The organism is Streptomyces sp. NPDC047453 (assembly GCF_040643155.1).
In the GTDB taxonomy this organism is placed as follows: Bacteria; Actinomycetota; Actinomycetes; order Streptomycetales; family Streptomycetaceae; genus Streptomyces.
The window spans coordinates 37,543-57,799 of the sequence record NZ_JBEYTS010000027.1; the positions used below are offsets into that span (position 1 = coordinate 37,543).

At 71.9% G+C, this 20,257-nt stretch carries 16 protein-coding genes; 8 read left to right on the plus strand and 8 right to left on the minus strand.

The window, feature by feature from the left end; all coding sequences use genetic code 11:
• The first annotated feature begins 30 nt into the window (after nt 1-30).
• Nucleotides 31-855: an alpha/beta hydrolase gene (locus ABZ818_RS23145; RefSeq protein ID WP_361417644.1), complete on the plus strand. Its 825-nt coding sequence runs from the start codon at nt 31-33 to the stop codon at nt 853-855.
• Nucleotides 856-861: 6 nt separating this feature from the next.
• Here the strand turns inward: ABZ818_RS23145 and ABZ818_RS23150 are convergent, their stop codons facing one another.
• On the minus strand, nt 862-2,310 hold the full coding sequence (locus tag ABZ818_RS23150; RefSeq protein ID WP_361417647.1) for an amino acid permease: 1,449 nt from the start codon (nt 2,308-2,310) through the stop codon (nt 862-864).
• A gap of 141 nt (nt 2,311-2,451) precedes the next feature.
• On the minus strand, nt 2,452-2,931 hold the full coding sequence (locus ABZ818_RS23155; protein WP_361417649.1) for a universal stress protein: 480 nt from the start codon (nt 2,929-2,931) through the stop codon (nt 2,452-2,454).
• 115 nt (nt 2,932-3,046) lie between these two features.
• Here ABZ818_RS23155 and lysX point away from each other — a divergent pair, with 115 nt between their 5' ends.
• Nucleotides 3,047-6,340, plus strand: a complete 3,294-nt coding sequence (gene lysX, locus ABZ818_RS23160; RefSeq protein WP_361417652.1) for a bifunctional lysylphosphatidylglycerol synthetase/lysine--tRNA ligase LysX — start codon at nt 3,047-3,049, stop codon at nt 6,338-6,340.
• A 97-nt stretch (nt 6,341-6,437) separates the two neighbouring features.
• On the plus strand, nt 6,438-7,280 hold the full coding sequence (locus tag ABZ818_RS23165; protein WP_361417655.1) for a polysaccharide deacetylase family protein: 843 nt from the start codon (nt 6,438-6,440) through the stop codon (nt 7,278-7,280).
• A 45-nt stretch (nt 7,281-7,325) separates the two neighbouring features.
• On the opposite strand, the gene ABZ818_RS23170 is transcribed toward ABZ818_RS23165, so the two are convergent.
• Entirely contained in the window at nt 7,326-8,000 is a 675-nt protein-coding gene (locus tag ABZ818_RS23170; RefSeq protein WP_361417658.1) for a class F sortase, read from the minus strand.
• Between the two features lie 1,056 nt (nt 8,001-9,056).
• Here ABZ818_RS23170 and ABZ818_RS23175 point away from each other — a divergent pair.
• Complete coding sequence (locus ABZ818_RS23175) at nt 9,057-9,614, plus strand: hypothetical protein (protein WP_361417661.1); 558 nt, start codon at nt 9,057-9,059, stop codon at nt 9,612-9,614.
• A 177-nt stretch (nt 9,615-9,791) separates the two neighbouring features.
• Here ABZ818_RS23175 and ABZ818_RS23180 read toward each other — a convergent pair whose 3' ends face one another.
• The 3 genes from ABZ818_RS23180 to ABZ818_RS23190 all read right to left on the minus strand — a co-directional run bounded on the left by ABZ818_RS23180 (nt 9,792) and on the right by ABZ818_RS23190 (nt 11,346).
• Nucleotides 9,792-10,265 carry a hypothetical protein gene (locus ABZ818_RS23180; protein ID WP_361417664.1) on the minus strand — a complete coding sequence of 158 codons (474 nt, stop codon included), beginning with the start codon at nt 10,263-10,265 and terminating at the stop codon, nt 9,792-9,794.
• 162 nt (nt 10,266-10,427) lie between these two features.
• Nucleotides 10,428-11,192 carry a hypothetical protein gene (locus ABZ818_RS23185; protein WP_361417667.1) on the minus strand — a complete coding sequence of 255 codons (765 nt, stop codon included), beginning with the start codon at nt 11,190-11,192 and terminating at the stop codon, nt 10,428-10,430.
• A gap of 16 nt (nt 11,193-11,208) precedes the next feature.
• Nucleotides 11,209-11,346, minus strand: a complete 138-nt coding sequence (locus ABZ818_RS23190) for a hypothetical protein (RefSeq protein WP_361417670.1) — start codon at nt 11,344-11,346, stop codon at nt 11,209-11,211.
• A gap of 737 nt (nt 11,347-12,083) precedes the next feature.
• On the opposite strand from ABZ818_RS23190, the gene ABZ818_RS23195 reads away from it, so the two are divergent.
• The 3 genes from ABZ818_RS23195 (at nt 12,084) to ABZ818_RS23205 (ending at nt 16,209) form a co-directional block, all read left to right on the plus strand.
• Complete coding sequence (locus ABZ818_RS23195) at nt 12,084-13,034, plus strand: SCO0930 family lipoprotein (protein WP_361417673.1); 951 nt, start codon at nt 12,084-12,086, stop codon at nt 13,032-13,034.
• A gap of 230 nt (nt 13,035-13,264) precedes the next feature.
• The gene (locus tag ABZ818_RS23200) at nt 13,265-14,077 is read left to right on the plus strand and encodes an SAM-dependent methyltransferase (RefSeq protein ID WP_361417676.1); all 813 of its coding nucleotides are present in this window, start codon (nt 13,265-13,267) and stop codon (nt 14,075-14,077) included.
• Nucleotides 14,074-16,209 carry an EAL domain-containing protein gene (locus ABZ818_RS23205; RefSeq protein ID WP_361417679.1) on the plus strand — a complete coding sequence of 712 codons (2,136 nt, stop codon included), beginning with the start codon at nt 14,074-14,076 and terminating at the stop codon, nt 16,207-16,209. The genes ABZ818_RS23200 and ABZ818_RS23205 overlap by 4 nt, the downstream gene beginning before the upstream one ends.
• A 78-nt stretch (nt 16,210-16,287) precedes the next feature.
• Here the strand turns inward: ABZ818_RS23205 and ABZ818_RS23210 are convergent, their stop codons facing one another.
• Both ABZ818_RS23210 and ABZ818_RS23215 read right to left on the minus strand, forming a co-directional pair.
• A complete protein-coding gene (locus ABZ818_RS23210; RefSeq protein WP_361417682.1) occupies nt 16,288-17,694 on the minus strand; it encodes an APC family permease in 1,407 nt (468 codons plus the stop codon).
• Between the two features lie 94 nt (nt 17,695-17,788).
• Entirely contained in the window at nt 17,789-19,417 is a 1,629-nt protein-coding gene (locus ABZ818_RS23215; protein WP_361417685.1) for an amidohydrolase, read from the minus strand.
• A gap of 88 nt (nt 19,418-19,505) precedes the next feature.
• Here ABZ818_RS23215 and ABZ818_RS23220 point away from each other — a divergent pair, with 88 nt between their 5' ends.
• Complete coding sequence (locus tag ABZ818_RS23220; protein WP_361417688.1) at nt 19,506-20,186, plus strand: TetR/AcrR family transcriptional regulator C-terminal domain-containing protein; 681 nt, start codon at nt 19,506-19,508, stop codon at nt 20,184-20,186.
• Nucleotides 20,187-20,257 lie beyond the last annotated feature (71 nt).

Here is a 20,257-nt window from a genome sequence, read left to right on the forward strand (position 1 = left end):
ACCCGTCCATGAAATGACACCCTGGTTGTCATGACTGCTGCTGCGAATCTGCGTTTCCTCCCTTCCTCCGACGGCGACCTCGCCTACCTCGACACCGGCAGCGGGGACCCCGTGGTCCTGCTGCACTCCGGCTGGGTCGACCACCGCGTCCTCGACGCCCAGATCACGGCCCTCGCCGCCGAGTTCCGGGTCATCGCCCCGGACGTACGCGGCCACGGCTTCTCCGCCAACGCGACCGGGCCGTTCCGCTGGGCCGACGACCTCGCCGTGCTGCTGCGCCACCTCGACGCCGGCCCGGCGGTGCTCGTCGGCGTCTCGATGGGCGGCGCCATCGCCACCGACACCGTGCTGGAGTACCCGGAACTGGTCCGCGGGGTCGTGGCCTGCGGCGCCACCACCAGCGAGTTCCAGTACACCGACTCGTGGGCGCGGCAGACGCAGGCCGAGTCGGCCCGCGCCCTGGGCGCCGGCGACATCGAGGGCTGGCTCGCGTCCTTCCTGCGCTTCGCGCCCGGCCCGCACCGCACCCCGGACGACATGGACCAGGACATCCTGCGCCGGCTGCGCGACATGGCCCTGCACACCCTGTCCAAGCACACCGCCGACGAGACGAACTGGCACGTGCCCCTGACCGGCACCTGGGACCGCGTGCCGAAGATCGGCGTCCCCGTGCTCACCGTCAACGGCGCCCTCGAGACACCCGACCTCATCGCCGAGGCCGAACGCCTCGCCCGCACGGTCCCCGACGGCCGCTCCGTGACGATCGAGGGCACCGCCCACTACCCGAACCTGGAGAAGCCGGAGGAGTTCAACGAGATCGTCGCCGACTTCGTCCGCGCCCTCCCGGCCCGCTGAACGCCGTCACGGCCCCCGGCCCGGCAGGTCCTCCGGCAGGCCCTGACGCCGGGCCAGCTCCGAGCGCTTGTACGAGTACCCGAAGTAGACCACGCACCCGATCAGGAACCACACGGCGAACCGCACCCAGGTCTCCCACTTCAGGAACGTGATCAGCCAGAGCGAGAAGACCACACCCAGCGCCGGCACGAACGGCATCCACGGCGTACGGAAGCCGCGCGGCAGGTCCGGCTGCCGGTAGCGCAGCACGATCACCGCCGTGCACACCACCACGAACGCCAGCAGGATGCCGATGTTGGTCAGTTCGGCCGCCTCCGCGATCGGCAGGAACCCCGCGATGACGGCCGACGCCACCCCGACGATCCACGTCACCCGCGTCGGCACGTGCCGCGTGGGGTGCGTCTTCGCGAACCACTTGGGCAGCAGCCCGTCCCGGGACATGGCGAACCACACCCGGGTCACGCCCAGCATGAACGTGAACATCACGGTGAGGATGCCGATGATCGCGCCCACCGCGATCACGTCCGCCAGCCGGCTCAGCCCCACCGACTTGAACGCGGTGGAGAAGCCGCTCTCCTTGTTGATGTCCTTGTAGTTCTGCATGCCGGTCAGCACCAGACAGGCCGCCACGTACAGCACCATCGCGATCGCCAGCGAGTAGATGATCGCCTTCGGCATGTGCCGCTGCGCGTCCTTGGACTCCTCGGCCGCCGTCGACATGGCGTCGTAGCCGAAGACCGCGAAGAACACCGTCGCCGCACCGGTGAACGCCCCGCCGACCCCGTAGGGGAAGAACGGGTGGTAGTTGGCGGTGTTGACGTGGAAGACGCCGACCACGATCACCACCAGCACGACCAGCACCTTCAGCCCCACCACGATCGTCTCGAAGCGGGCCGCGCTGCGGATGCCGAGGTTCAGCAGCCAGGCGATCAGCAGACACAGGATCGCCGCGAACAGGTCGACCTTGTGCCCGGCGCCGGTGCCGGGCGCGCCCAGCATCCAGGCGGGCAGATGCGCGCCCATGTCCTGGACCAGGAAGCTGAAGTAACCGGAGATGCCGATCGCGACCACCGCCACGATCGCCGTGTACTCCAGGAGCAGGTCCCAGCCGATGAACCAGCCGGCGAACTCGCCGAGCACCGCGTAGCCGTAGGTGTAGGCCGAGCCCGCCTTCGGGATCAGGCCCGCGAACTCGGCGTACGACAGGGCCGCCGCCGCGCTGGCGACACCGGCGACGAGGAAGGACACCAGCACCGCGGGACCCGCCGTACCGTTGGCCACCGTGCCTGCGAGGGTGAAGATGCCCGCCCCGATGATGCCGCCCACGCCGATCGCGGTCAGCTGCCACAATCCGAGGGTTCTTTCCAGCCGTGGTCCCTCGGCGGCTTCCGTCTCCTCGATGTGTTCGATGGGTTTGCGGCGGAGAATGCCCTCACCCATCCGGAGCCCGGCCATGCGTCTCACCTCTTCACAGACGGCAAACGGCTGACGGCGGATCATGATGGCCCAGCACCGCCGGGTACGGAAGACACCGCGCACGGTCCGGGCGGCGGCCCCCGGCCGCCCGCCGCGCAGTCCGAACGCCGGGAACGGGCCCTACGGAACCACCGTCACCGGCCAGCGTCCCGCCTTCACCAGGCGGATCGCGACCGAGCCGATGATCCGGTGGCCGGCCTGTTCGGAGGCGCCCACCACCACCGCGTCCGCCCGCAGCTCGTCGGCGGCCTTCACCAGACCGTTGTACGGGTCGCCGGGGAAGGTGTGGAACTCCCAGCGGATCTCGAATATGCCCTTCAGCCGCTCCGTGGACTCCCGGATGTACTGCACGAGGTCCTCGGCGATCTCGTCGGTCGTCTCCGCCACCGGCGCCCCGAGCGCCGCCCCCGCCGTCATCACCGGCTGCACGTACACGAGGGCCAGCAGCGCGCCCTGCCGGCGGGCGAGACCGGCGGCGTACGCGGCGGCCCGCATCGAGGAGTCGGAGCCGTCCACGCCGGCGACGATGACCTTCGGCCCGTCCGTGCCCCGCTCGAACCGGTGAGCGTGCCGCTCGTGCTGCTCGTGCTGTTCCGTCACATGTGCGAGGCTATCGGAATCCCCGGTTCCCAACGCCGTGCGGGTCACCTCTCGACGGGCGCCCCGCGCGCCCAGTTCCTACAGTCGGAACCATGAGCGCCACCACACCAGAGCCATGACCGCCGCCACCGGTGCCGCCCCCTCCCGGGGCGCCACCGACCCCGCCCCGCCGCCGCGGAGGAACGGACTCCTCAGCAGGGTGCCGCAAGGCTTCGCCGCCTTCTTCGGCGCTCTGGCCCTGCTGTGCGCGCTGCTGGACCTCATCGCCCCGCTGCGGGTCCTGCTCCACCCCGTCGTCCGCGTCCTGGACCTGCTCCTCGTCCCGGTCAGCGTCAACCTCGCCTACGCCGTCTTCCTCGTCCTGCTGGCCGGCGCGACCGCCGCCCGCAAGAAGGTCGCCTGGTGGCTGGTCGTCGGCTACCTGGGCCTGGTGATCCTCGGCGACGTACTCGGCCTCGCGGCCGGCGACTACGCCGAGTCCGCGCCGTCCCTCGTGCTCTGCGGTCTGGCACTGGTGCTGCTGATCACGGCCAGAGGCGAGTTCTACGCCGCCTCCCGCCGCGGCTCCTGGTGGCGGGCGCTGGCCGTGCTGGTCGCCGGACTCGCTGTGGCCGTCCTGGCCGGCTGGGGCCTGGTCGCGCTCTTCCCCGGCACCCTGCCCCCCGGCCTGCACCTGGCGTGGTCCGCCAACCGGGTCATGGGCGGACTGGTCTCCGCCCGCGACTTCGACGGCCGCCCGCCGCGCCCGGTGACCTTCCTGCTCGGCCTGTTCGGAGCGCTCGCCCTGCTCAACGCCGCCGCCACACTGTTCCGTTCGCAGCGCCTGGAGGCGGCCCTGCACGGCGACGAGGAACCCCGCATCCGCGCCCTGCTCAAGGCCTACGGCGAGGACGACTCCCTCGGCTACTTCGCCACCCGCCGCGACAAGGCCGTCGTCTTCTCGCCCAGCGGCAAGGCCGCCGTCACCTACCGCGTCGAGGCCGGCGTGTGCCTGGCCAGCGGCGACCCCGTCGGCGACCGCGAGGCCTGGCCGCACGCCATCGCCGGCTGGCTGGACGCGGCCCGCCGCTACGCCTGGGCGCCCGCCGTCATGGGCGCCTCCGAGGAGGGCGCCCGGGCCTACGCCCGTGCCGGACTCGGCGCCCTCCAACTCGGCGACGAGGCGATCGTGCACGTCGCCGGCTTCGACCTCGACGGCCGGGACATGCGCGTGACCCGGCAGGCGGTGCGCCGCGTCCGCCGCACCGGCGCCACCTGCCGCGTCCGCCGGCACGCCACCCTCTCCGACGCCGAGATGGAGGAGATCGTCGACAAGGCCGACGCCTGGCGCGACACCGAGACCGAGCGCGGCTTCTCGATGGCGCTGGACCGCCTGGGCGACCCGGCCGACGGCGACTGCCTCCTGGTCGAGGCCCTCGACACGGAGGGCCGGCTGCTCGCCCTGCTGTCCTTCGTGCCCTGGGGCCGCGACGGTGCATCCCTGGACCTGATGCGCCGGGACCGCGCCGCACCCAACGGCGTCATGGAGTACATGGTCGCCGAACTCTGCGCCGCCGCCCCGAAGCTCGGCGTACGCCGCATCTCGCTGAACTTCGCGGTGTTCCGCTCGGTGATCGAGGAGGGCGCCCGCATCGGAGCCGGACCCGTGCTGCGGCTGTGGCGCGGCCTGCTGCTGTTCTTCTCCCGCTGGTGGCAACTGGAGGCCCTGTACCGGTCCAACGCCAAGTACCACCCCGAGTGGTACCCGCGTTTCATCTGCTACGGCGAGACCGCCTCCCTCGCCCGTATCGGCCTGGCCTCCGGCATCGCCGAGGGATTCGTCGCCGTACCCTCGCTGCGCAAGCTCTGGGGCAAGGGCCATCCGGCCCACCCGGCCACCGGACCGCGCCCGGCCACCACCGAGGGCCTGCCCCCGCTGACGGCGCTCGGACGCGACGAGGAGGCCCGGGCCGAAACCGGCGGTCCCCTCGCCGGCCTGCCCGAACAGGTCCGCGTCCGGCACGCCAGGCTCGACCGGCTGCGCGCGGCCGGCACCGACCCCTACCCGGTGGGGGCGAAGGCCCGCACCCGCGCCCTCGCCGAGGTCCGCGAAGGGGAGCAGCTCACCGTGGCCGGCCGGATCCTGCTCGTCCGGGACTTGGGCGGCATCGTCTTCGTCGTGCTGCGCGACTGGTCCGGCGACCACCAACTCGCCCTCACCCGCGACCGGACCGGGCCTGCCGCGCTGAAGCGCTTCACCGCCGACACCGACATCGGCGACCACATCACCGCCACCGGCCGGGCGGGACGGAGCGACACGGGCGAGCCGACCGTCTTCGTCACCTCCTGGCGGCTGCTCGGCAAGTGCCTGCGCCCGCTGCCCGACAAACGCCGGGGCCTGGCCGACCCCGAGACCAAGGTGCGCCTGCGCTACCTCGACCTGGTCACCAGCCCCGAGGCCCGCGAGGTCGTCCGCATCCGCTCCACCGCCGTACAGGCCCTGCGCCAGGGGCTGCTGGACCGCGGCTTCCTCGAGGTAGAGACGCCGATGCTCCAGCAGATCCACGGCGGCGCCAACGCCCGACCGTTCACCACCCACATCAACGCCTACGACCTCGACATGTACCTGCGCATCGCACCCGAGCTGTACCTGAAGCGCCTGTGCGTCGGCGGTCTGGAGAAGGTCTTCGAGATGGGCCGCACCTTCCGCAACGAGGGCGTCTCCCACAAGCACAACCCCGAGTTCACGATGCTGGAGGCCTACCAGGCCTACGCCGACTACGACGTCATGCTCGACCTCGCCCGCGAGCTGATCCAGGGCGCGGCCACCGCCGCCTTCGGCCGACCGGTCGCCCACCAGGACGGCATCGGGTACGACATCTCCGGGCCCTGGCCGGTCAAGACCGTGCACGGCGCGATCTCCGAGGCGCTCGGGGAGGAGATCGGCCCCGGCACCGGCCCGGAGGCACTGCGCCGGCACTGCGACCGCGCCGGCGTGCCGTACACCGCGGACGACACCCCCGGCGAGATCGTCCTGGAGATGTACGAGCGGCTGGTGGAGGAGCGGACCGGGCCGCCCGTCTTCTACAAGGACTTCCCGACCGAGGTCTCCCCGCTCACCCGGCAGCACCGCACCGACCCGCGGCTCGCCGAACGCTGGGACCTCGTGGCCTTCGGCACCGAACTGGGCACCGCCTACTCCGAGCTCACCGACCCCGTCGAACAGCGCCGCCGGCTGACCGCCCAGTCCCTGCTCGCCGCCGGGGGAGACCCCGAGGCGATGGAACTGGACGAGGACTTCCTCGACGCCCTCGAGTACGCCATGCCGCCCACCGGCGGCCTCGGCCTCGGCGTCGACCGGCTGATCATGTTCCTCACCGGCCTGACGATCCGTGAGACGCTGCCGTTCCCGCTCGTACGCCGCCGCTGAGGCACCCGCGCACAACTGCCGCCGGGCGCTGGGCCGGGCGGGTGCTTTCGTGGCGCCGTGCCGGTGGAGAGGCGGAAGGTCCGGACACTGATGAGTCATGCAGAAGGATCAGTTGCTCACGCGGCGCCGGGCGTTGTTCGCCGGGGCCGTCGCTCTCGGAGCGGCGGGAGCGGCCGGCACGGCCGGTCTGCTGCTCTCCGGTTCCTCCGACACTCCGGTACCGCCCGCCCCCGCAGCGGGCCCCGAGGCGCGCAGCGTCCTCAAGCCCTCCGCCTACCGTCTGACGCCCCTGGCCGGTGATGTCCCGCAGCGGGCCGCGCCGCTGCCCGCCAGGGTGCGGACCACGCCGATCCTGCGTTTCTCCGGCCGCGGCGACACCATCATGCTGTCGTTCGACGACGGACCCCACCCCGAGTTCACCCCGCACGTCCTGGACACCCTGGCCAAGTACGACGTCCGGGCGACGTTCATGGTCTGCGGGGAGATGGCCGACTGGAACCGGGACCTGCTGGCCCGGATGGCCGACGAGGGACACGTCGTCGGCAACCACACCTGGAGCCACCCTCTGCTCACCCAGCTCGGCCGCCGCGGCATCCGCCACGAGATCGAGCGCACCAGCGACATCATCGAAAAGGCCTACGGCGAGCGGCCGTTGTGGTTCCGTGCCCCCTACGGTGCCTGGAACCGCGACGTTTTCAAGATCAACGCTGAGCTGGGCATGGAACCGCTGGCCTGGAGCGTCGACAGCCTCGACTGGACCACCCCCGGCACCGGCGCCATCGTGCGCCGGATCGAGCACGGCGCCGCCCCCGGGGTCGTGGTGCTCTCCCACGATGCCGGGGGCGACCGCTCGCAGACCGTCCGCGCGCTGCGCGACTACCTCCCCAAGCTCCTCGACGACGGCCACCACTTCACCGTGCCGCGCCGGCAGTACACCTGAGCCGGGCCGCGCGCACGGTCCGGCGCCCGCCCGGCCGGGGTCCTATTAGCGGACCTCGACCAGGCGGGCGAACACGACGACGTTCCCCTGATATCCGTTCTGTTTCGTGTAGCCGCCGCCGCAGGTGATGACCCGCAGTTCCGGCGTGCCCTTCGAGCCGTACACACGGTCTCCGGGGAAATCGTTCTTCGCGAACACCTCGACGCCGTACACCTCGAATACGGCCGTCTTCCCGTCCTGGCGGTTGATTTCGACGCGGTTTCCCTTCTGCATGGCGCCGAGTCCGTAGAACACGGCGGGTCCCGCAGCGTTGTCCACATGGCCGACGACGACCGAAGTGCCCTTTTCCCCGGGCGTGACCGCGCCGTTGAACCAGCCGGCCAGATTCGGGTCCGCGGGCGGCGGCGCGGCGACCCAGCCGTCGGCGTCCACACCGACCGGTGTGATGGGCGCGTTGATCTGGAGGACGGGGATTTTGATCCGGTCCGGCACCGAGCGCGACAGAGGCTGCAGGACCCCGCCCGAGGGGTGTGGCGTGTGCCTGAGGTCCGGTGCCGCCGCCGTCGCGGGCTGGGGCGGGCCGACGTCGAACTCCCCGGAGCCGTTGCGGATCAGGGCGAGTCCGGTCAGCAGGGCGAGCGCTATCACGCCCCACGGTGCCCGCTTCCTCGGTGCCTCCCGCTCCTCCTCGACGAATCCGGTCAGCTCTCTCGCAGGCATTCGGCATCCCCTCTCGACGCGGCCGTCGCCGCGTCAATCGCGCATGCGAGAAACGCTAAGTCCGGCGCGCGCAACCGGCGACGGGACGCACGCGAACGGGTGGCGGCGTCGTTTTGCCGTGCGCCATCCGAGGCGATCCGGAAGGGTCATTTCTGACGGTCCGTGACCTGCGTCGATATTCAATGGGGTGAAGGTCCTGGTGCATTTGCTCACCGAGACGGACCAGCCCCGAAATGCGCCCGCGTGGAGTGCGTCCGAGGGTCGGTGGCGGGAGGTGCTTTCTCACCGATCGACCGGGTACGGGTCCCCGGGGCGCCTTCCGCGGAGGATCACATGCGTACTACTCGTACCCTTATGGCCCGCACGGCCCCCTCGGTCTCCTTGGTGGTGCTGGCCGCGGCGGTCGCCGCGGTCGGGCTCGCCTCCCCTGGGGCCGTGGCGAAGGGCGCCGAAGTCCTCGGCATCACACGGGACGGCGGCGTGGGTGGGGGCACGGGGGTTGCCCCCGGTGGAGGTCTAGGAGTGAGTCCCGGATTCGGGACGGGAGTGGGGCCGGGATTCGGGCCGGGAGTGGGGCCGGGAGTGGGGCCGGGGTTCGGGCCGGGAGTGGGGCCGGGGTTCGGGCCGGGAGTGGGGCCGGGGTTCGGGTTCGGCCCCGGTTTCGGGCCCGGTTTCGGGCCCGGCATTGGAGGGGGCGGCGGCTTCGGTGAGTTCCGTGGCTTCGGTGAGTTCCGCGGTGGCCGGGGGGAACGGTTCGGTGAGTTCCGTGGCTTCGGTGAGTTCCGCGGTCGCCCGGGGGACCGGTTCGGTGAGTTCCGCGGGTTCGGTGAGTTCCGTGGTGGCGGCCGGGGGGACAGGGGCAGGGACAGGGACAGGGACAGGGACAGGGACAGGGACAGGGACAGGGACAGGGACAGGGACAGGGATAGGGACAGGGATAGGGGCAGGTTCGGCGAGTTCCCCGGTGGTGGCCCCGGCGTTGGCGGCTTCGGCGGGAACTTCGGCGGGAACCTCGGCGGGGACTTCGGCCTCGTCGGCCCCGGTGGCCTGGGGGGCTTGGTTGACAAGGGAGGCGAGGGGGCGGGTGTCGGCGGTCTCGGGGGCTTGGTCGACAAGGGAGGTGAGGGGGCGGCGCCCGGCGTCGGAACGGGTGGCGGTTCCGGGGTCGGTCCGGGTGCCGGTCTCGGCGGCGCGCCCGGCCGTGGCCCGGGCGGCGTCCAGAGCATCGTGCCCTCGCCCGGTGTGATCGCCCGCGGCGGTCAGCTGGTGGTCACGATCGACGGCTGCCGCAACGGCGGGACCATGTCGTCGACCGTGTTCTCCCAGTCGACGCTGCGGCCGTTCGACGGCGCCGGCGAGCGCGCGAGGGGTGTCGTGACGATCCGCGACGACGCCCGTCCCGGGACGTACGACATCACGGTCGACTGCAACGGCCGACGGCTGACCCGGCCCGAGGCCTTCACCGTGGTCGGCGGTGTCCGCGGCGGAGTGGGCGGCGGCACCATCACCGGAGCCACCCCGGCCGACATGGCCATCGGCGGCGGGCTGATGGCGGCGGGCGCCGTCGGCGGCGGCGTGCTCTGGATGCGGCGCCGGTCCGACAAGCGCTCCTGACGGCTCCGTACGCCGGATCCGGCCCCGCTCCCGTGTGCGGGGCCGGATCTCCTCCTGTCGGCGGAGCCCTCGCCCTTCCTGTCGGCGGGGCTTTCGCCCCTGGTCCGCGTACGCCGAAAGGCCTTCGCCCCGGACCTGGAAGGTCTGGGGCGAAGGCCTGTCCCGAGGAGGACGCGGTCAGGCGGTGCCCTCCTCGCCCGTGCGCCGGCGGGAGAGGCAGTAAGCCGTGCCGACCGAGCCGCCGATGAGCGCGGTACCCAGGCCGATCTGCTTGAGGTCGAAGCCGGCGACGGTCCCGCCCACGCCCGCGCGGACGCCGTGCCGGAAGTGCTCCGAACCGCCGCCTCCGCGACCGCCGAAGCTGCCCTCGTCGTCACCGCCGTAACCGGAGCGGCCGTTGCCGCCGTAGGAGTTGCCGCGCTCGCCGCCGCCCCCGCTGCCGTAGGAGTTGCCGCCCCCGCCGCCCCCGCCCCCGAAGCGGTCCTCGTTACCGCCTCCTCCGCCGCCGCCTCCGCCTCCGTAGGAACGGCTGTCGCCGCCCCCGTTGCCGTAGGAGCGGCCGTCACCGCCGCTGGCGACGGCGGCCGGCGCGCAGAAGGTGAGGGCGCCGACGCCCAGCAGTGCGGCCGATACGACACCTATTACGCGCATGGTGGGTCCTCCCGGTCCCCGAGGAGCAGCAGCGGACCTTTTCCGCTTGTGCCGGGTATGCGCCTCGCTGACCAAAACGCTAGGGAGGTGTGCACTCCGGCGCGATTGCACCCGGGCGAACGGGGCAACGGTTGGGCCGCACAGGGGATTCACACGGGGCCGTCAGTGTGTCAGATGGGGGAACAAGTCCAGGAACGGCCCGGCGGTGGCCGAGACCCCGCGGCTGTAGGGGGCGTCGAAGTCCCAGATCAGGAAGAGGAGGAAGGCGATCAGCGCGGAGAACAGCCCCGCGAGGATCAGCTCCCGTTTCGTGCGCCGGATCTGGAGCGCGAACACCATGCCGATGGTGACGACGCCCCCCGCGATCAGACCGAACCACACCACGCCCGGCATCGTCGCCCCCATGGAGCCGGCGCGTGCGGTGCGTGCCTGGGCGGCGGCGGCCACCTGGTCCACCAGCGGCTGGTAGGCCTGCGCCTCGAAGTCCGACTTGGGCTGGTAGTCGGTGACGTCGGCGCGGACGCGGCCGAGCAGCTCGTCGCCCCGCTTGGTGACATGGCCGTGGTCGGCCATGGTCTTCCACTCGGTGGTCACGACGTGTCCGGCGTAGGCGTCGACATCGGCGCGGATGCGGTCGCGGACGTCGGGCGGATAGACGCGGACGCGCTCGGAGACCTCGTGCAGCGCCTGGGCCTCCGCCTGCACGTGGTCCTGGGCGGCGACGCGCGCCTCCCAGACACCGGCGATGGCCAGCCCCAGCACGATGGCGTAGACCACGCCGATCCACATGGTCATGTACTCGATGACGTCCGGGGTCTCGGTGGGATCGTCGTCCACGGCCTTCGTGCGGTGCCGCAGGAGGGTGATGACCACGACCACCGCACATGCGGCCAGCATCGCGAGAACGAGAACAAGCCATTCCGACAACGGGTTCCTCCAGGGGTCAGCGCGGGCGGAGCGCGGCCACGGCGGCCAGTGCGGGTACCGCGATGAGCAGGACGTAGGTGAGGGGTGAGGGGCTGCGCCGGGGTGTCGGCCGGTGCGGCTGGGTGTGGTGGCGCGGGTAGGTAACCGGGGCCACGGACGGGCGCGGACGGGGCCTGGGGTCCGGCTTCGGGGCCGGCGGCGCGGGTGGCGGTGGCGGTGCGGGCGGTGGGGGAGTGGCCCGGGGCTGCGGGGCGACCGGGGGCGGCGGGGGTGTGGGTGTAGGTGTGGGGGTGGGGGTGGGCCTCGGCTTCGGTGGCGGTGCCGGCTTGGGCGGCGGAGGCGGGGTGGGCGTCGGTGTGGGTTCGGGTGTCGGCGTCGGAGTGGGGCTCGGGCTGGGCGGTGGCGTCGGCCGCGGGCACGGCGGCGGAACGGGCGGAAAAGAGGGCCAGGGGCCGCTGCCGGCCACCGCCACCGCCTCTGTGCCGTCCGGGCCCGTGGAGGCGTACGCGCAGGCGTCGGCCGCCGCCGGGGCGGCCCCGCCCACACACGTCCACGCCAGCAGTGCCGGCGCCAACACCCGCAGCACCAGGGCGGATCGCGTCGGTTCGGGTCGTTGCACGAGCAAGATCATGAGCTGTCGTGGACCATGGCACGCCGCGGTGGGCGCGGATTGCCCCGAAGGTGGGATGTGGCAGGTCGGAGGGTTTGATCGGCGGGCCGGTGCGGCGCCGCCGATGGGTACGCGCGTACGGGGTGGCGCGAAACGTGTCACGGATTCCGGAAAGAAATCTTCGCCGCGGTTGAACACAACCACCGGTGCCGTGCGTACCCAGTGTCGTGCGGCGGCGCAGCAGGGCGCTGCAACACCCTTTTTATTATGAGGAGTTGACGATGAACACCTCCTGGCGGAGCGCCTCACTCGTGGCGGCGGCCGCGGCCGTGCTGGCGCTGACGACGGCGTGCGGTCAGGAAAGCGCCCCTTCGGCGGGCAGCCAGAACGTGGGCGCGACCGCCGCGGCCGGCGGATTCGGCAGCGCCGGGACGAGCGTCGGCACCGGTGCCGACAGCGCCCTCGGCAACGGTTACGGCGCCGACGGCCAGCAGGGTGCCGCCAAGGCCGCCGGGGAACTCGCGGTCTCCACCAACGCGGAGCTGGGCAAGGTGGTCACCGACAGCGCCGGGATGACCCTGTACCGCTTCGACGCGGACACGGCCAAGCCCCCCAAGTCCACCTGCGACGCCGACTGCGCCACGGCCTGGCCGCCGGTTCCCGCCGACGACGCCACGGCCGGCGCCGGTGTCGACAAGGCCCTGCTCGGCGAGGTCACCCGCGCCGACGGCACCAAGCAGCTGACCATCGCCGGGTGGCCCGCCTACCGCTACGCGAAGGACACCAAGGCCGGTGAGACCAGCGGCCAGGGCGTGAACGGCAAGTGGTTCGCGCTGGCGCCCGACGGCAAGAAGGCCTCGTTGGTGAACCTGCCGGGCCTGTCCGTGAAGAAGACCGAACTGGGCGACGTCGTCGTCGACAAGAACGGCATGACGGTCTACCGCTTCTCGAAGGACCAGGCGTGGCCGAAGTCGGTCTCCGCCTGCACCGGTTCCTGCCTGGAGAAGTGGCCGGCCGTGGCGCCCGTCGCCGTCAGCGACACCAAGGGCGTGCTGAAGAAGGGCATGATGCCCTTCACCCGGCCCGACGGCGTCAAGCAGATGACCATCAACTGCTGGCCCATCTACACCTTCTCCGGGGACGAGGCGCCCGGCGACGTCAACGGCCAGGGCGTCGGCGGCACATGGTTCGCCGTCTCCCCCGACGGAAAGGCGATCGGCGCGCCGCAGTAGGGACCACCTTCCTCCCCCACGCCGGACCGCCCCCTCCGTAGCGCACGGAGGGGGCGGTCCGGCGTGTGCTCGGATCGTGGCAATTCACCGCGATGCGGGTGCGAGGAGCGGGCCGGGAGCGCAGGTGGTGACCGGGAACGGATGGTCAATTTCCGTTTCGGCTCGCCCGTTCGGCGGGCGATCAGTAGCCTCAGCTCGAACACCGGATCGCCTACGCAGTGGAGAGATGGATGGAGCGTCCCGCCTGGGCTCCGCGAAGCATCGACATCTCGGTGCCGAGCGTCGCTCGCATCTACGACTTCTACTTGGGCGGTTCGCACAACTTCGAGGTCGACCGGGAAGCGGCCCGCAGGGCCATGGAGTTCATGCCGGGGCTGCCCAAGATCATGCAGGCCAACCGGGCGTTCATGCGCCGGGCCGTGGACTTCGCCCTGGAGGAGGGCGTCACCCAGTTCCTGGACATCGGGTCGGGCATCCCCACCTTCGGCAACGTCCACGAGGTCGCCCAGGCCGCCCGCCCCGGCGCGCGGGTGGTGTACGTCGACCACGACCCGGTGGCCGTCAGCCACAGCAAGGCCGTTCTGGCGGGCAACGAGGACGCCGACGTGGTCGCGGCCGACCTGCGCAAGCCCGGGGAAATCCTCGCGAGCCCCGAGTTGGGGCGGCTGATCGACCTGAATCAGCCAGTCGCGCTGCTTCTCGTTGCCATACTGCACTTCGTGGAAGACGCGGACGACCCCTACGGTGCGGTGGCCGAGCTGCGCGACGCGCTCGCGCCGGGCAGCCTGCTGGTCCTCACCCATGCCGCGTACGAGGGAATCCCGCTCCCCGCGAAGCGGAGCCGGTCCCTGGTGGACGTGTACAAGGACATTCGCAACCCGCTGATCATGCGTTCGCGCGAGGAGATCGCGCGGTTCTTCAAGGGGTACGACATGGTGGAACCCGGGCTGGTGCCGATGCCGAACTGGCGGCCGCGTACGGCGCTGGAGGACGAAAACCCGTACGCCTACTCCGGATTCGCGGGCGTGGGGCGTACGGCGTGAGCGCGGAACCGGACGGGCCGGAAGGCAGACTGCGCCGGCTGACGACGATCTGGAGCCGGGCCGTCTTCCCGGTGACCTCGACGTCGCTGACCCGCCCGGAGTTCGAGGAGCAACTCCTGCCACTCGCCCGCCGGTTGAGTACGGCGCTACGGGACCGGGCCTTCGCCGCGGAGGAGGGCGAGGCGGTCGGCGCGGCCTTGGTCGACGCGCACTGCACCGCACCCGAGGCCCTCAGCCGCTCCCTGGACTGCCTCGACGCCTACCTCGTGCTGTACTGCGGCGAGGACGGCGACCAGGAGGATCTGCGGGCCCGCTCCGCGCGGTTGCAGCACTCGATGGCGGCCGGGTTCGCGCGGGCGCTGCGCGAACGCACGCTGGCCGAGCAGGAGGCGATAGCCCAGGCGGCGCTGCGCGCCCAGGGTGTGGTCGCCCAGGCCCTGCACGCCAGCGAGGCCCGCTTCCGCGCCGTGTTCGAAGGCGCGGCGATAGGCATCGCCATCGCCGACCTGGAGGGCCACGTCCTCCAGGTCAACAGCGCGCTGCTGCGCATGTTCGGCGGCTCCGAGCAGACCGTGCGCGGCCGCAACGTACGCGAGTGGACCCACGCCGACGACGCCCCGCAGATGTGGCGGCTGTACGAGGAACTGGTGCGCGGCGAGCGCGAGCACTACCACGTGGAGAAGGCCTTCTACCGGCCGGACGGAACGGTTCTGTGGACCAATCTGACCGTCTCCCTGCTCCGCGACGCCGACGGCTACCCGCAGTACCAGCTCGCCCTCATGGAGGACACCACCGAGCGGCGGCTGCTCAACCTGAGACTGCGGTACGAGGCCACGCACGACGCGCTCACCGGCCTGCCCAACCGCACGCTGTTCTTCGAACGCCTGGAGAAGGCGCTGAACGCGGGCGAGGGCCAGCGCTTCGGCCTGTGCTACCTCGACCTGGACGGCTTCAAGACCATCAACGACAGCCTCGGCCACGCGGCCGGCGACCGGCTGCTCGTCGAGGTCGCCGACCGGCTCCAGGCGTGCGCGACCGCGCCCGGCGAGATGGTCGCCCGGCTCGGCGGTGACGAGTTCGTCGCGCTGACCACCGGCCCCGGCACCCGGCACGAGGTCGACGAGCTCGCCGCCCGGATCATGAACGCGCTGGTCGCCCCGATCCGTATCGACGGCCGGGAACTGGCCGTACGCGGCAGCATCGGCATCGTCGAGGGACCGGCGGGCGAGCGCAGCGCGGCCGAGGTGCTGCGCAGCGCGGACATCACCATGTACCGGGCCAAGTCGGCCGGCGGCAACCGCTTCGAGCTCGCCGACCCGGAGGCCGACGCCCGCGCCATCACCCGGCACGGACTGACCACGGCGCTGCCGGCCGCGCTGGACCGGGGCGAGTTCTTCATCGAGTACCAGCCGCTGGTGCACCTCGGCGACGGCAGCGTGCGCGGCGCCGAGGCGCTGGTGCGCTGGCTGCATCCGCAGCACGGCGTCCTCGGCCCCGACCGGTTCATCCCGCTCGCCGAGCACACCGGGCTGATCGTCCCGCTGGGCCGCTGGGTCATGGAGCAGTCGGTGCGCCAGGCGCGCCGGTGGCGGGAGACGCACGGCGCCGAGGGCCCGCTGCGTATCAACGTCAACCTCTCGCCGTGCCAGCTCACCCACCCCGGGCTCGTCCAGGACACCGTCGACATCCTGGAGCGCGCGGGCGTGCAGCCGGACGCGCTGTGCCTGGAGGTCACCGAGTCGGCGCTCATCGGCGCCGACGACGACCTGCTCAAGCCGCTGCGCCGGCTGGCCGAGATGGGCATAGACATCGCCCTGGACGACTTCGGCACCGGCTACTCGAACCTGGCCAACCTGCGCCGGCTGCCGGTGAGCGTGCTCAAGCTGGACCGTTCCTTCACTCAGGGCATGCAGCGGTTCCCGGCCGACCCCGTCGACCTGAAGATCGTCGAGGGCATCGTCGCGCTCGCCCACAGCCTGGACCTCGCGGTCACCGTGGAGGGCGTGGAGACCGGCGCCCAGGCCGAGCAACTGCGTGTCCTGGGCTGCGACACCGCCCAGGGCTGGTACTACGCCCGCCCGGGGCCACCGGAACGCCTGCACGAACTGGCCCTGGCGGACGCGACGGGCTGAACGGGAAGCGGGGCGCGGATCCGAGAACGGCCGAGGGGCCTGCCGACACACCGTCGGCAGGCCCCTCGGCCGTCGCTCTCAGACGCGCGGCACCGCCGCCGCGCCCACTCCCGGCTCGTCGCGGGGAGCGGCCTCCGCCTCCGCCCGCTCCTCGCTGAAGCTCATCACCGGAGGCTTCCGCCGGAACGCGCGGGTCAGGAACAGCAGGTACAGGAACCCGGCCAGCATCCAGCAGAGCCCCACCTCGAAAGTGGTGCCCTCCAGGCTGGTCCACAGCCAGACGGTCAGGGCGAATCCGACGATCGGCAGCAGCCCGTAGGAGAGCAGATCGCGCCCGCTCCGGCGGCCCCGGTCGATCAGATAGTGCTTGACCACGCTCAGGTTGACCATCGAGAAGGCGATCAGGGCACCGAAGTTGATCATCACCACGGCGTTGTCGAGGCTGATGAACAGGGCGACCAGCGAGACCGCGGACACCAGGCAGGTCGCGATCACCGGGGTGCGGAAGCGGGGGTGGAGTTGGCCGAACACCCGCTTGGGCAGCACCCCGTCGCGTCCCATCGAGTACAGGATCCGGGACACGCTCGCCTGCGTGGTGACCCCGGAGCCGAAGGAGCCCGCGACGTAGACGGCCACGAAGAACGAGGTGAAGGCCGAGCCGCCCAGCGTCCGCATGATGTCCAGGCCCGCGCTGTCGGGGTCGCTGAACGTGGAGCCCGGGTGCACCAGCGCGCCCATCCAGGACACCACGATGAACAGCACGCCGCCGATGGCCGTGGTCAGCACGATGGCGCGGGGGATGGTGCGCCGCGGGTCCTTGGCCTCCTCCGACATGGTGGAGACCGCGTCGAACCCGAGGAAGCTCAGCGCGAGGATCGCGGCCCCGGAGAACGCCGCCGAGGTCCCGGAGCCGCCCGGCAGGAACGAGGCGAACGGCTTGGAAGTGCCGTGGCCGAGCGTGTGGTGGACCGACAGGGCGACGAAGAGCACCACGAGCACCCCGGCCAGGCCCACCACCAGGACGCTGAGCCGGCTGATGGAGCCCACGCCGAGCACGTTGACGAGCAGCGCGAGCAGCAGCGCGGCGAGCACGAACACCCGCGCGGGAACCGACGGGAACTGGCTGTGCAGATAGATGCCGATCAGCAGGAAGTTGATCATCGGCAGGAAGAGGTAGTCCAGCAGCAGCGTCCAGCCGACCATGAAGCCGACATGCCCGCCGAAGGACTGCTGGGTGTAGGTGTACGCCGACCCCGCGGTGGGGAACGCCCGCACCATCCGCCCGTAGCTGACGGCGGTGAAGAGCATCACCACGAGGGCGATCACATAGGCGGCCGGCAGATGGCCGTTGGTCACGCCGGTGACCGCCCCGTAGGTGGTGAACACGGTCACCGGGGCGAGATACGTGAGTCCGAAGAGGGTGAGCCCCGGCAGCCCGAGGACTCGCTTGAGTCCTTTTTCCGCGGGGATGTCGGTATCCGTCATGAAGCGTTCCTTCCGCAGAAGAATGAGGCATTGCCGGGTGATCCGGCAAGGGCGGCGGCTGGGGCGGGGCGTGCGGCGGCGCCCCGCCGTGGGGTCACCCCTGGGTGCCGTGGGTGCGCTCGCCGGCCAGCCAGGTGCCGAGCACGGTGATGGCGGGCACGTCGTGCGGGTCGCAGTCGCGGGGGTCCCGGTCGAGCCAGACCAGGTCGGCGACCCGTCCCGGGGCCAGGACACCCCGGTCGTCGGACATCGCCTGGTGGGCGACGCCGGCCGTGTAGCAGGACATCGAGGTCTCGATGTCGATCCGCTCCCGCGGCAGCCAGCCGCCCTCGGGGCGGCGCTCCGGCGTCTGCCGGGTCACCGGGACCGGAAGGCCGGTCAGCGGCCGGTGGTCGGTGACCGGCCAGTCGCTGCCGAACGAGACCCGGGCGCCGCTGCGCAGCAGCGAGCCCAGCGGGTACTGCTGCCGGGACCGGAGCTCGCCCAGACGGGGCATGGTGAGGTCGGTCATCGCCGGGTCGGGCTGAAGCCACAGCGGCTCGATGTTGGCGATCACGCCCAGTTCGGCGAAGCGGGGCAGGTCCTCGGGGTCGACCATCTGCACATGGGCGATCACCGGACGGCGGTCCCGGGGGCCGCGCGCCTCGGTGAGGTGGGCGAGGGCGTCCAGGGCGGTGCGGATGCCGGCGTCGCCGATCGCGTGCAGATGCGGCTGGAGGCCCAGCCGGTCGATCTCCACCAGGGCCTCGCGCAGCTCGGCGGCGGCCCAGACCGGCATGCCCCGGGTGCAGGGGTCGTCGGCGTACGGTTCGAGCAGCGCCGCGGTGCGGTTCTCGATGATGCCGTCGACGAAGAACTTGACGGTCTGCACGGTCAGCCGGTCGAGCCCCTCCGCCCGGATCCGGTCGCGGTCGGCCGCGAACTCGGCGAGCTGCTCGCGCCACCGCGACGGGTCGGCGCGCAGGGCGAGGTTCACCCGCGTGGCCAGGACGCCCTGCCGGGCAGCCGTCAGGTAGGCGTCGACGGCCTCGTGGTCCACCCAGGCGTCCTGGATCCAGGTGACCCCGGCCGCGGCGTAGGTGCGGGTGGCGTGGGCCAGGGCCCGTACACGTTCGTCCAGGGTGCGCGCGGGTGCGGCGCCGAGGACCGCGTCGACCGCGTCCCACTCGACCATGGTGCCCATCAGGCTGCCGTCGGGGCGGCGTACGAACCGGCCGCGCTCGCTGTCCTCGGTGGAGCCGTCGAGGCCGGCCCGGCGCATGGCCTCGGTGTTGCACCACAGCGTGTGGTAGTCCCAGGCCCGCAGGGCGACCGGGCGGTCGGGTACGACGGCGTCCAGCCAGCGGGCGTCGAAGAGGCCGTCGGGAGCGAGCGTGGAGTCGTAGCTCCCGCCGAGGATCCAGTCCGCCTCCGGGTGCTCGGCGGCGTACCGGCCGACCTCCGCGACCAGCTCGTCCACGCTGGTACAGGGTCTGATCCGCGGTCCGAGCGCTTCGAATCCGCCCTGGTCGGGGTGGCAGTGACCGTCTCCGAACGCGGGCATGAGCAGACCTCCGCCGAGGTCCAGCAGCTCGTCGGCGTCGCCGGCGAGCGCCTCGGCCGCGGCGCCGACGGCCTCGACGCGGCCGTCCCGCACGGCCAGCGCGGTCGGCGGCGGCCCGGCGTCGGCCGGTACCGGCAGACCGGTCCACACGGTGCCGTTGCGGAAGACGGTGAGGGGCATACGTACTCCCAAAGCGAATGCCGTTCGTTTTAGTGGACGCAGGTTAGACTCACGCGACGACGCTTGGGAAGAGGGGCGGGGACACCGGATGAGCGCCGGGACACGAAGGTCGGGACGGCCGAGCACGCCCGTACTCGATCGCGAGGTGATCGTGCGCGGCGCGCTGGACCTGATCGACGAGGTCGGCGCCGAGGGGTTCTCCATCGCCCTGTTGGCCCGGCGGCTCCGGGTCCGGCCCTCGTCGCTCTACAACCACGTCAAGGGCAAGGACGACATCCTGGCCGGAGTGCGCGAGCTGGTGGCCGACCCGATCGACGCGAAGGTCTTCGACACCCTGCCCTGGGACGAGGCCCTGGTGAGCTGGGCCCGGCTCTACCGGGCGGCGTTCGCGGCGCATCCGCAGACCATCTCGCTGCTGGCCACCATGCCGGTGTCCGGTGCGCACCGCACCCTGCGGATGTACGAGTCGGTGGTGGGCGGGCTGGAGCGCGGCGGATGGCCGACCGCTTCGGTCATCCCCGTCATGGTCGGCGTGGAGTCGTTCATCCTGGGTTCGGCGCTGGACCTGGTGGCACCGGCCGCGATGTTCGACCCGGGGCCGGACTCGCCCCAGGTGCCCAGGTTCACCGCCGCGGTGCACGCCCGGGACGAGGTCTCGGCCGCGCGGGGACGGCCCGCCGCGGACCTGGCCTTCGAGGTCGCCCTCGCGGCGCTGGTCGACGGCCTGCGCGCTCGGCTGGCCGCGGAAACCGCCTCTGACGCACGGTAGTTGACGTCAAGTCAAGCTGACGCCCTACCAGGCCGACGGGGAATCAAGTACGGGTCTGGAGGCGCGAGGTG